The sequence below is a fragment of the Clostridium septicum genome, assembly GCF_003606265.1.
In the GTDB taxonomy this organism is placed as follows: domain Bacteria; phylum Bacillota; class Clostridia; order Clostridiales; family Clostridiaceae; genus Clostridium; species Clostridium septicum.
The window spans coordinates 2,056,261-2,068,856 of record NZ_CP023671.1 but is presented as its reverse complement, the minus strand read 5'-3'; the positions used below and the strand labels follow the sequence as shown (position 1 = coordinate 2,068,856).

Genomic DNA, 12,596 nt, shown 5'->3' with positions numbered 1-12,596 from the left:
TACCATTTCTTCTAGATTACTTTTAGAAGCTATATCAATAAACTCTTACTATCTCTAGCTATTTTTAATGTGTCATAATACTGTGAAAATCCATCAGATACCATACACAGTTTAGCTTCTTTTTCTATTTCTAGAGTTCCTGTTAATGCATGCTCAATAGATTCTTCATTTAACTCTAATATCCAATATCCATTTTCTTTATTTTTCAACAATCTAGTTTTTCTTATTTCATTAATACATAACTTTTTTGCATCTATTATATTTATGTTCTTTTCCCTTTGAATTTACAACTCTCATTTTTATTTTACCCCTTACATAAATATAACCTTTAGATATATATTTATTATGTTAATGTTTTCTTTAAATAACATATTACAGTAATCTCTGAAATAAATTCAATAAATAATTTAATATTTTACAAAATATTAATGTTAAATATTTTTATAATAATTATTTTATATATAATCTACATTTCAATAATAACTTTTATAAAAGTATTGAATAAAATAAGACATCTCACAAAATAAAGCTTGCGAAATGTCTTATTTATTGTCATATATTCATAGTAACTATCTATATTTAATTATAAATAATCTATAGATTTTAATAGAAACTAATTATTCTTTATAACTAAACTTTCCCTTGATAAAGCTATATCTGAAACTTCCTTATTATTATATACTGATAATTTAAATCCAAGTTTGAATTTTTCAAACTTACATCTGTACTTATCTAATTGGTTTTGCCCACATGAATTAGTTCCAATTCCATTTTGCTTATAATCAATATTCAAAACTATATAATCTCTCTTATTTAGATCTATAGTATGCTTAGCTAATTCTAAATCTCTATCTTCATAGTATGATGCACTGAAATCAAATTTTTCATTAGCTACAGCCATTAGTCCTAATCCTCTATCATTAATTAATCTGGTCCATTTACAATCTGATCTATTTCCATTTTCTTGTGGTGTTACATAATTTGTAAATAATTCATCCACAGTCTTTTCAAATACACCAAATAGATTTCTTTCTTTTGAATCTGCATAAGATTCTCCTGGACCTCTTCCTTTCCATTTTACTTGGTAACAATCCTTATTAACTTTAAGCTTAACTCCTATTCTTGGTAACATCTCAGGAGCATTATGAATATATCCTGCTGGTATCCCTTCTACATTAAATAGTATATCTCCACTACTAAATATTCTATATTCATATGTTGATTTATAATGCCATGATGAATTTGTAGTACCATTTATAACGTTAACTTTTAAATAAAGCATATTCCCTTTTACTTCATAGCTTACATCTTGAACAACTTCATGCATTAAATGCATAAAATATTTCTTATAGTAATCTTCTACAATGTACATATCATTATCTATTGGAGCCCTCCAAAAGTTTAATCTTGGCCCTTCTTCAACTATTCTTACTCCATCTTTAATAATTTCTATTATGTTACCTTTTACTAAGTCAAATGTAACATTAAAGTTATTTCCCTTGGCTATTAATTTATATTCATTTTTTTCTACAACTAAATCTCCTACTGGAACTACTTCTATCTTTCCACTTTCTATAGGTAATTTAAACTGTGCTGTTGCTAATTCATAACCAGCCTTTGCCCATTTACAATCTTCTTTCAGTACATAAGAGAAGTTTACATAATAATCTGCACCTTTGGCTATAGGAAAATCTAATCTATATGGTAGAGTAATTTCTTTTGTTTCCCTTCCAGCTATTGAAGGTAACTCTATTCTTCCACTTCTAATTACTTTTCCATCTTCTTCAATGTTATAAATTAATTCTAAAGTATTTAGGTTCTTAAAATCATACCTATTAATTAATTTAAATATTCCCTTTTCTAAACTAACAGCTTCAGTTGTAACTGGCTCTATAACCTTTTTATATTCTAATAATCCAGGTGATACAGTTCTATCTGGCATAATTAATCCATCAATACAGAAATTCATATTACTTGGATCATCACCAAAATCTCCACCATACTTGTAGTACTTTTCTCCATTTTCGCCCTTAGCTTCTATACCATGATCAAACCATTCCCATACAAATCCACCTTGTAGCTTATCATATTTATAAAATAAATCTTGATACTCTTTAAGATTCCCTGGACCATTTCCCATAGCATGACAATATTCACAAAGTATATGTGGTTTTTTAATATCCTTAATAATTTTTTCCATTAATAATTTTTCTTTATGCTCAAGCCATGTATACATTGTGCTATAAACTTCTGAAACAGGCCCCTCTGATTCAGGTACATTAAAATCTCCTTCATAATGTACAAGTCTAGTTGGATCTAATTCCTTACATTCCTTCGCCATTGCTTTAAAATTACATCCAAATGATGATTCATTTCCTAATGACCACATTAATATAGAGGGATGGTTTTTATCTCTTTGAATCATTCTTCTCACTCTTGATACATGGGCTAACTCCCATGCTGGATCATCTGCTATCCACTTATAATTTCCTGTTAATTCAAATCCATGACACTCTAAATCTGTTTCATCTATTAAATACATACCATACTTATCACATAAGTCATATAAATAATATGAATTTGGATAATGAGCTGTTCTTATTGAATTTATATTATGTTGCTTCATTAAAATAATATCTTTTTTTATTTCTTCTTCAGCCACTACTCTACCATTTTTAGGATTATAATCATGTCTATTTACACCCTTAAATTTTATAGCTACTCCATTTACTAAAAATACTTCTCCAGCTAACTCAATCTTTCTAAATCCAATATTTTGTGGAATAACTTCTATAACTTCATTATCTTTTATTACAGTTATATATAGTTTATATAGATTGGGTTCTTCTGCACTCCATTTTAATGGTGATTTAACATGTTTTATTAAAGAAACCTTAGTTGATGTAACATCTATTGCTTCATTAAATATTTCTATATCATTAATATCTAGTAATTTGAAAATAACCTTTTGTGCATTTGAGGTTTTTAAATCTAATTCTACATTTAATTCACCATCATTATAATCTTTATCTAAATCAGTAATTATCTTAATATCATTAACTCCATCTATAGGTTCTGCATATAGCTCTACATCTCTAAATATACCACTTAACCACCACATATCTTGGTCTTCTAAATATGTTCCATCAGACCATTGATAAACTCTAACTGTGCATTGATTTTCTCCAATATTTACATAATTAGTAATATCAAATTCTGATTGAATTCTAGCTCCCTTACTATATCCAACTTCTTGACCATTTATCCATAAATTAAATGCCGAATCAACACCATTAAATTTTAATATTATTCTTTTTCCTTCCCAACTATTATCTATTGTAAAAGTCCTTCTATATATTCCTGTAGGATTTTCTGTTGGAACATATGGAGGATTTATAGGAAAGTTATACCATAAATCTGAATAATGCATTTTTCCATAACCCTGTAATTGCCAATTACCTGGTACTTCTATATTATCCCAACTTTCTGTATTAAAAGCATTTTCATAAAAACCAGTTGGTGAATATTCTGGAGCATCTAAAAATAAGAACTTCCACATTCCATTTAGATTTTTAAATTTATGTCTATATTTATTTTCTCCTATTGATGCTAATTCTTCATTAGGGAAACTCATAAAATGAGCTCTCCCTTCTAATCTATTTACACCGTCTATATTAATATTTTCCCAAAGCTTCATAATAAAATCTCCCTTCTAATTTCCGTCTATTCAAGTACTAAATTTCCGTTTGCTACATCTTTTCCAACTTTATTTTCATATCTATGCCAACATATTAGCGCAAATCCTAAGAATACTATTAACCCAAGTATGTTATACAAAAGTACAAATATTGGATTTGCAGCCCCTTCTGCTAAAGTTCCATTTAAATATGCCATTATATCTGAAGGTGTTGGTATTGATGATATAACAAATACAAATGAGAATAATCCTAGTAATAATACTCCTATTGCTATTCCCAATTTTCTAGAACCTATCTTAAAACTTCTTTCCACTACATATTCCTTTTTAGCTCTTAATACAATATATCCTACTAAGAAAAATAATACTGGTATTAATGATGTAGATGCTGTCATATTTATTAATATTTCTAATAATGAATCTACTGATCCTATTCCTAATGCTGGTATTATTAAAAGTATTGTTACTATAATAGCTTGAAGATAAAGTGCATTAATTGGATTTCCTTGATCATCTGTTTTAGCAACCCATTTTCCAAATATACCTTCAGGTATTTCTGAAAATAAAACTTTAACTGGTGCTGCTGTCCATAATACTAATGATCCTAAACTAGCAAGTAACATTATGAATCCAACAATATTAGTTATTATATTTCCAATTCCATAATAAGATCCTAATAAAGCAAATGAATCAAATAATCCATTAGAAAAATTACCTTGTAATATATTAGATGGTACAACTATACCTACCGCTACTCCACCTAATGCATATAAAGCTCCAATTAACACAGTAGAAAATAACATTGTTCTTATAAATGCTTTATTTCCACCTTTAACATCCTTTATATAAACACCTATACTTTCTGCTCCTCCTACAGCTTGTAATACCCATGCTAAAACCATAAAGTATTTCCAATCAAATTTAGGAGTCATTGATTGTACATTAAACTCTTGAGCTGGTGCTTTTCCTAAAACAAATATAACTCCAAAAGATAACACTATAAATCCAATTCCTAATATCATCCTAGCTACTCCAGATAAGCTTGTTACCTTTGAAATCCAACCCACACCTTTGGTTGATATTATTGTTACTCCCCAAAATAGTATTATTGATATTATTGAGATTAATACTGTTTTACCTTCAAATACATTTTTACCTACAAATGTATATGATGCATAAATCAATGTTTTTGGTAGTAGTGACGTGAAAAAGAATAAGTTTACAAAAAAGTATGACCATGATCCTAAAAACGCCCATTTTGAACCTAATGATGTTTTAATCCAACTATTAATTCCTGATTCTGAATCTTCATTTGCTGATGCAAATTCTCCTATCATTAAAGCAAATGGAAAAAAATAAAATATTGTACCAAATAAATATGAAGGTACAGTTGCTAATCCAATATTTACACTACTATCAATGATATTTCCAAATGAGAATACAGCTGTAAATGTCATTAACATTAATGCCTTTGAACTTAGAATGCCTCTTTTATTACTCACAACAAATCTCCGCCTTTCATCAATTGTACTTTTGTTTACAAAGCTATATGTAATCTAATATATATGTACTTATTTTTTAATTAACTTTTTTATTTGCCATTTAATTTACTTAATGGAAAAATATATTTTTTCGCCTAAATAATACTTTTAAATACTATTTACACCATAAAAAATACATTGTTTTATAATTAAATCAGCCTATAACTTATGTAAACATTTAACTTGATGACTTAATTCTAATATGATATTGTAAATGTAACAATACATTAATGTTGTTATGTTTTGTACTTATGTTGCATTTGTCTGAAAATTAATACATTAAAAACATATTATTGAATCCATTAGATAATAATAGAAAGTGAGGTTTTAAAATGAAAAATATTTTTGATATTTTTTCTACTGATAAAAGACCAAGTAAAGAATTATTTATATATGAATGTGGTTATGAACAATGTAAACCTCGTGATCCTTATCAATATGAGCAAATAGATTATTATTTAATACATTATATTTTGTCTGGTGAAGGCTTATTTTTCATGAATAATCAAGTATATAAATTAAAAAAAGGAGATGGATTTTTAATTCCACCTCATACAGATAATAATTATTATCCTATTCCAGATAATCCATGGTCTTATCGTTGGATTGGCATTAACGGTACTGAAGCTTCTAGACTTTTAAACCTTTGTGGATTTAATTCTTCTAAATTTATATTTAATTATACTGAAGATGATTTTATAGAAAACTGCTTCAAAAATATATTAGATAGTTGCAATAATGGTCAAGACTTTCAAGCTTTAGGAAATCTTTATTTATTTTTAAATAAATTAATAATTAAAAATGATAAAAATAGCAATATCTCTATCACTTCTGCTGCAAATTACATAACACTTTTTATTAATGATATACACAATAATTATAATAAAAATATATCTATATCTGATATTGCTTCTAATATAAATATTAATAGAAGTCATCTATTTAAACTATTTAAAAAGCATATGAATATGAGTCCTCAACAATATTTTATAAACTATAGACTTAATAAAGCCTGTGAGTTATTAAGAAAAAGTAGTTATTCAATTAGTGAGATTGGCTATCTAGTCGGATTTAATAGCCCTTCATATTTTTCTAAAATATTTAGCAAATATAAAGATATATCCCCTATGGAATATAGAAAAATGTTTATAAAGAAACCTTAACTTTAGTAATATATCTAATAAAAAAGAAGGGAGATTCCCTTCTTTTTTATTAGATATATTCTTTAAGTTTTTTCTTTGTCCTTGAATCTGCAAAGCTTGCATCTACGCTGTTATAATACATTTTTCTATAATCTTCATTATTTATTTTAAATTCATCTCTTACAATGTTAAACTCATTAGTCATATTTGTATTAGAAACTGTTCTATTATCAGTATTAACTGTTACTTTTATTCCATCTTTATGAAAATTATATATTAGATGAGAATTAAAACCATTAACAGCTTTTGTCTGCACATTACTGGTTGGACACATTTCAAGTACAATATCCTTTTCTTTAACCATATTATAAGCCTCTTCACAGTCCTTTATAAATACTCCATGTCCAATTCTTTCAGCCCCTAAAAGCTCAATTGCATCTAAAACATTTTTTCCTATTCCAGTCTCTCCTGCATGAATAGTTACCCTATATCCATATTCTCTTGCTAGTGATATAGGTTCCACAAATCTTTCACAAAATCCAGCTTCTTCTGAAGCATATAAATCAACTGTAACTACACCTTTTCCTAAAAATTTTCTTCCAGCTTCTATTACTTCAAATACTCTACTTGCTGGCATAGTTCTCATACATGATAATATTACAGTACCTTTATATGCGATCTGTTAAGTTATATGAACATTGCTCTTCTCAACCCAAGGAAATACAATAGGTTTGCAAAACTAAATAATACCCCCTTCGAAAAGGAGAGAAGAACAATGAGCAAAACTAATATAAAATGCCCACGCTGTAATTCTGATAAACTATATAAGTTTGGTATGAATAAGCAGGCTAAACAAAAGTATCAATGTAAGCAGTGTAAGCGTCAATTCGTCCTAGTCGACGGTGACGGACGTCCTAAACTAAATAATCCTAAATGTCCTAGATGCGGTAAGGGAACTTACTTACATCATGCATATAAACATTACAATCGCTATAAGTGCAATAACAAGAAGTGTAATCACATAATAGTAAAACATCACACCACCAATATTGATACAGCTTCTAGTGAATTAGTTAGTGGTTCCCTTTCAATGAAAGGAATGCGTTTTCCGCTACATGTAATACTAACTGCATTAACACTATATTTTTTAAATAATTCATCAACAAGAGCCATTTCTCAATTCTTGATGATTAACGCTGGTATTAAGGTATCCCATGTTACTATAGCAAGTTGGACTAATAAATTTGCACCTTTCTTTAAACAGAAAGCTGATAAATTTAAAGCTAGTTTAAACTTACAATCTGACGATTGGCACTCTGATGAAACAGTAATATTTATTAATGGTGAAAGATACTACCTTTGGTTAGCTATTGATTCAGAAACTAGATTTATTTTAGCATTTCATTTAACTAAATCTAGAAGTTCTGATTCAGCATACACATTGGTAAATGAAGCTAAAAAATTTGGTGAGCCAGCTAATTTTATAACTGATAGATTACCTTCATATAATGAAGCTGTGGCTACGCTATTGCCCAATACAACTCATATTCCTGTAGCTCCAATGTCTAGTGATACAAATAATAATTTAATTGAATCATTTAATAAAACATTTAAAGCCTGGTATAAAAGCAAGAAAGGATTCAACTCTTTTCAGAAAGCTAATAACCTTATATATTTATTTATCTTTCACTATAACTTTATTAGACCACATGGATCATTAAATAACTGTACTCTAGCAGAAGTTGCCGGCTTCGCCAGCGATAGCTTTGCTAAAAACTCTTGGTTTTCAGCATCTTAATTAAATTTAATACCTTTGATTAACCTGCAAAAAATCAATGCTATTGTAGGCTTATTTGCCATACAATAAAACATTCAAACTTATATAATTTTCAAAGAGCAAGTAATTCTATGAAAAATCAAGCTATTTTTTCATATCAACTTAACAGATTCTTTATATGTACATTATTTAAATTCTTATATAATAAAATTCCTGATTACAAAGAAAACACAAAAGTGCCTTCTTTGTGATCAGGAATTATCGGTTCCTGATAGAAACCTCCAAACTGTATCATTGGAGTTATACAAAGTTTAATCCACCAAATTATATAAGTACCATCTAAATTTCCGATAGAATCTTTTTTAGTTTTCTCTATTACAATTCTATTTACTAAAATAAATATATTTAAAAAATAATAAAAGCTATACTAGCTCAAAATAGTACAGCTTTTAAATTATAAACTATAAATTATATTTTACTTAATATTAAATCGGCTAAACTATGCGCCATCTTATCTATCTCTTCTTGATTTTCCCCTTCTAACATAACTCTTACTAGAGGTTCTGTACCTGAAGGTCTTATTAATACTCTTCCAACTCCATTTAAAGTTTCTTCTATTTTTTTAATAGCTTCAATAATCTCTAAATCTTCTAAGTATATATTTTTCTTATCATTTGGGACTTTAGCATTAACCAAAACTTGTGGTAATTCTTTCATTATTCCAGCTAGTTCACTTAAAGTCTTTCCACTCTTTTTCTTAATTGCTGAAACTTGAAGTGCTGTAACAAGACCATCACCAGTTGAATTATAATTTAAGAATATAATATGTCCTGACTGCTCTCCTCCTAAAACATATCCATCCTTAATCATTTCTTCTAATACATATCTGTCTCCAACCTTTGTTTTAATAAGGTTAATTTCTTCTTTTTTACAAGCAATATCTAATCCTAAATTGCTCATAACTGTAACTACTAAAGTATCGTCTTTTAATTGACCTAAATCCTTTAAATACTTGGCACATAAAGTTAATATAAAATCTCCATTTATAAGATTTCCCTTTTCATCTACTGCTAAGCATCTATCAGCATCCCCATCAAAAGCGAATCCTAAATCACATTTTTTTCTTACAACATAATCCATTAATTCTTCTGGATGTGTTGACCCACAATTTTCATTTATATTTGTTCCATCTGGATTATCATTAATTACATATACTTCAGCACCTAATTCTCTAAATGATTTAACTGCTGCCTTATAGCAAGCTCCATTAGCACAATCTAAAGCTATTTTTAATCCCTTTAAATCTACTGCTATTGTTGACATTGCATAATCCATATATTCATCAAGAGCACCTACTTCTACTGTAGATTTTCCTAAATCATGTCCTACAGGGCTTGGAACTCCTTCAAATCCACTTTCAATTACCCTTTGAATTTCATCTTCTAATTCATCTGGTAATTTATATCCTTTATTATCAAAAAATTTAATTCCATTATATTCAACAGGGTTATGTGATGCAGAAATCATTATACCTGCATCGGCTCCATATTCTCTTGTTAGGTGTGCTACTGCAGGTGTTGGAACTACTCCTAAAATAACAGCTTCTGCTCCTACTGATAATATACCAGCTACTAAAGCTGCTTCTAACATATCTCCAGATATTCTTGTGTCTTTACCAACTAATATTTTGGGCTTATGAGTGCCTTCAGTTAAAACGTATGCACCAGCTCTTCCTAAACTATATGCTAAATCTGCTGTTAACTCTAAATTAGCTATTCCTCTTACTCCATCTGTCCCAAACATTCTACCCATATTTTTTACCTCACTTTTTCCATCGGTTTATTAATTATAATATCTAACATTCATAGTATACATTTTTTTATTTAAATTAACAACTAATATCAATTAAGCACTAATTATCACGCACAATATATTTAAAATAACTAATATATTATTTTTCTAACCTGTCTAGCGCTAAATTATATCCACCCGTTCCATAGTTTAAACATTTATTAACTCTACTTATAGTTGCAGTGCTTGCACCAGTATCTTCAGCAATTTCAGTATAAACCATCTTTTTTCTTAGCATATTTGCTACATTTATTCTTTGGGATAAAGCTTTTAATTCATTTATAGTAGCAACATCTTCAAAAAACTTATAACATTCATCTATATTTTCAAGCTTTAATACAGCTTTAAAAAATAGATCTAACTCATCATTTTTAAGCTTACTTTCTAATCCATTCATGCAAATCACCTCTTAATTACTACTTTGCAAGATTAATTATAACTATATGTTTGTTAATTTACAACTGCATTATAATAAAGCAAACTTAATATTTTATATGTTAGTATCTCTATTTTTAGATGAAACTGTAAGTTCTTTTAGACCCTTATCTTCTAAATCATTATATACTGACTTTGTTGGTGCTAACCATACTTCACCAGTACCTCTATATACGTTTAATAACCCCTCACCATTTAATGCTGTTCCTATTAAAGTTGTTCCTGACTTTTCAACAGTGAACTCTATATTTGCACTTCTAAGCAATGCAAAATTTCCATCTACCTTTAAAGTATCTCTATACATTTTACACCTTAAAATTTCTTTCTCTGGCACTGGTATTTCTAATAAAACAATGCCGCTACCTTTTAATTTTGTTTGATAAATACCTTCATTTCCAAATACTATTGATGAAGCATTTTTTTGCATAGCTACTCCAACTTCTATACTTTCTTCACATGCATAGAATAATCCATCATCAACAATAATTTCTTCATCTTCTAATTCTATAAGTGCATAATGTGCAAAACTTGGCTCCAAAAATATTTCACCTTTTCCCTGAAATAAAGGTTTAAAGGCAGATTCATTAGTAACTTTACTTGCAAAAAACTTTTTACCTAATCCTATAATTCCGCCAGTTTTATTAATTATTTCTATATCTCCCTTCATGTAACTAAGAGCCCCTGCTTCAAGCTTTACCGCGCTTTCATCAAGTATAATCCTTACCTGCCTTAGTTTTATATTAGACTTTCTCATAAAATCTAATTGAATTGCTGTATTTAAATTGCTTGCTCCTTCTAAATCATCATATTCTAAAACTTGAAATATTGTGTCATTTCTCATTTCAGATATCATTGCTAACTTATTGCTTATATTCATCGAAGTTCTCATAAATCAGTCCCTCCTTTATTCATTATTTTACCATAATACATATTTTTTAAGCAAAATAAAGGCATTATATCAATAAGATATAATGCCTAAGTCAATATAAATATTTTTAAAACTACAAAATTGACTACATTATCATTTTGTCATTAAACAAATATTTTTATACTACTATTTTATTTATATTCTTTAGCTTCTTCTTTTTCATCTAATACTCTTATTGCACCTTGAGCCAATGCTAATAATTCATCTTCTCCTGGATATGCAACTATTTTAGATATCCATTCAACTCTACTCTTAATATCATCAATAACCTTTTGTGAGTATGCAATTCCACCTGTAACTAAAATTGCATCAACTTTACCACATAATACTGTTGACATTTCTCCAATCCATTTAGATACTTGGTATATAAATGCATCATATACTAATTCTGCTTTTTTATCTCCTTCTTCTAATAATTTTAATACATCTCTTAAATCATTAGTTCCTAAATAAGCTACAAATCCACCTTTTCCTACTATTTTACTAAATACTTCTTTTTCTGTGTACTTTCCGCTGTAACACATCTTTATTAAATCTCCAACTGGTACAGAACCTGCTCTTTCTGGTGAAAATGGTCCATCTCCATCTAATGCATTATTTACATCTATTACTTTTCCATTTTTATGCGCTCCAACAGAAGCACCACCACCTAAATGTACAACAATTAAATTTAAATTTTCATAACCTTTTCCAAATTCCTCGCCATATCTTTTGGCAACAGCTTTTTGATTTAATGCATGAAATTTACTTATTCTTGGAAGTTCTGGAACTCCTGAAATACGTGCAATATCATTTAATTCATCTACTACTACAGGATCTACTATAAATGCTGGAATTCCCAATTCCTTACCTATTTCATTTGATATTATTCCACCTAAATTTGAAGCATGTTCTCCCTGAACCCCAACCTTAAGATCTTCAAGCATAGCTTCATTAACTTTATAAGTTCCTCCTTCCATTGGTTTTAGCATTCCACCTCTACCAACTACAGCATCTAATGTTTTTATATCAAAGTTTTTTTCTTTTAGCACATTTAAAATAACATCTTTTCTAAATTTAAATTGATCATATATCGTTGCATACTTTCCTATTTCCTCTGCAGAGTGTCTTAAGGTTTCTTCTAAAACTTCTTTTTCTCCATTATATACTCCAATTTTAGTTGAAGTTGATCCTGGATTAACTATTAATAATTTATAAGACATTATAGGTTCCTCCCTTTAACTAC

Annotated in this window: 10 protein-coding genes and 1 riboswitch; of the genes, 2 read left to right on the top strand and 8 right to left on the bottom strand. The window is 28.4% G+C overall.

Going from position 1 to position 12,596, the window contains the following annotated elements; genetic code table 11:
* Positions 1-29: 29 nt before the first annotated feature.
* The 3 genes from CP523_RS09345 to CP523_RS09335 all read right to left on the bottom strand — a co-directional run bounded on the left by CP523_RS09345 (position 30) and on the right by CP523_RS09335 (position 5,160).
* A complete protein-coding gene (locus tag CP523_RS09345) occupies positions 30-212 on the bottom strand; it encodes a hypothetical protein (RefSeq protein WP_128499340.1) in 183 nt (60 codons plus the stop codon).
* Positions 213-613: 401 nt separating this feature from the next.
* Entirely contained in the window at positions 614-3,697 is a 3,084-nt protein-coding gene (gene ebgA / locus CP523_RS09340; RefSeq protein ID WP_066678011.1) for a beta-galactosidase subunit alpha, read from the bottom strand.
* A 26-nt stretch (positions 3,698-3,723) separates the two neighbouring features.
* Positions 3,724-5,160: an amino acid permease gene (locus CP523_RS09335; RefSeq protein WP_391489240.1), complete on the bottom strand. Its 1,437-nt coding sequence runs from the start codon at positions 5,158-5,160 to the stop codon at positions 3,724-3,726.
* Between the two features lie 410 nt (positions 5,161-5,570).
* On the opposite strand from CP523_RS09335, the gene CP523_RS09330 reads away from it, so the two are divergent.
* The gene (locus CP523_RS09330; protein WP_066678007.1) at positions 5,571-6,401 is read left to right on the top strand and encodes an AraC family transcriptional regulator; all 831 of its coding nucleotides are present in this window, start codon (positions 5,571-5,573) and stop codon (positions 6,399-6,401) included.
* A 49-nt stretch (positions 6,402-6,450) separates the two neighbouring features.
* Here the strand turns inward: CP523_RS09330 and CP523_RS09325 are convergent, their stop codons facing one another.
* Positions 6,451-7,038, bottom strand: coding sequence for an amidohydrolase family protein (locus CP523_RS09325; RefSeq protein WP_265586025.1), 588 nt, complete (start codon positions 7,036-7,038; stop codon positions 6,451-6,453).
* A 117-nt stretch (positions 7,039-7,155) separates the two neighbouring features.
* Here CP523_RS09325 and CP523_RS09320 point away from each other — a divergent pair, with 117 nt between their 5' ends.
* The gene (locus tag CP523_RS09320) at positions 7,156-8,178 is read left to right on the top strand and encodes an IS6 family transposase (protein WP_120140798.1); all 1,023 of its coding nucleotides are present in this window, start codon (positions 7,156-7,158) and stop codon (positions 8,176-8,178) included.
* A 207-nt stretch (positions 8,179-8,385) separates the two neighbouring features.
* Positions 8,386-8,485, bottom strand: a riboswitch (purine riboswitch).
* Between the two features lie 140 nt (positions 8,486-8,625).
* Here CP523_RS09320 and glmM read toward each other — a convergent pair.
* The 4 genes from glmM to buk form a co-directional block, all read right to left on the bottom strand.
* A complete protein-coding gene (gene glmM / locus CP523_RS09315) occupies positions 8,626-9,969 on the bottom strand; it encodes a phosphoglucosamine mutase (protein WP_120140797.1) in 1,344 nt (447 codons plus the stop codon).
* A gap of 139 nt (positions 9,970-10,108) precedes the next feature.
* Positions 10,109-10,405, bottom strand: coding sequence for a YerC/YecD family TrpR-related protein (locus CP523_RS09310; RefSeq protein WP_120140796.1), 297 nt, complete (start codon positions 10,403-10,405; stop codon positions 10,109-10,111).
* Between the two features lie 93 nt (positions 10,406-10,498).
* Entirely contained in the window at positions 10,499-11,332 is an 834-nt protein-coding gene (locus CP523_RS09305) for an AIM24 family protein (RefSeq protein WP_120140795.1), read from the bottom strand.
* A 170-nt stretch (positions 11,333-11,502) separates the two neighbouring features.
* On the bottom strand, positions 11,503-12,573 hold the full coding sequence (buk, locus tag CP523_RS09300) for a butyrate kinase (protein WP_066678306.1): 1,071 nt from the start codon (positions 12,571-12,573) through the stop codon (positions 11,503-11,505).
* Between the last annotated feature and the right edge of the window lie 23 nt (positions 12,574-12,596).

What these genes read in the sequence shown, in the direction of transcription:
- CP523_RS09310 (WP_120140796.1), bottom strand. Translation starts at nt 10,405, where the DNA reads ATGAATGGATTAGAAAGTAAGCTTAAAAATGATGAGTTAGATCTATTT.
- CP523_RS09305 (WP_120140795.1), bottom strand. Translation starts at nt 11,332, where the DNA reads ATGAGAACTTCGATGAATATAAGCAATAAGTTAGCAATGATATCTGAA.
- buk (WP_066678306.1), bottom strand. Translation starts at nt 12,573, where the DNA reads ATGTCTTATAAATTATTAATAGTTAATCCAGGATCAACTTCAACTAAA.
- CP523_RS09330 (WP_066678007.1), top strand. Translation starts at nt 5,571, where the DNA reads ATGAAAAATATTTTTGATATTTTTTCTACTGATAAAAGACCAAGTAAA.
- CP523_RS09320 (WP_120140798.1), top strand. Translation starts at nt 7,156, where the DNA reads ATGAGCAAAACTAATATAAAATGCCCACGCTGTAATTCTGATAAACTA.
- CP523_RS09335 (WP_391489240.1), bottom strand. Translation starts at nt 5,160, where the DNA reads ATGTTAATGACATTTACAGCTGTATTCTCATTTGGAAATATCATTGAT.
- ebgA (WP_066678011.1), bottom strand. Translation starts at nt 3,697, where the DNA reads ATGAAGCTTTGGGAAAATATTAATATAGACGGTGTAAATAGATTAGAA.
- glmM (WP_120140797.1), bottom strand. Translation starts at nt 9,969, where the DNA reads ATGGGTAGAATGTTTGGGACAGATGGAGTAAGAGGAATAGCTAATTTA.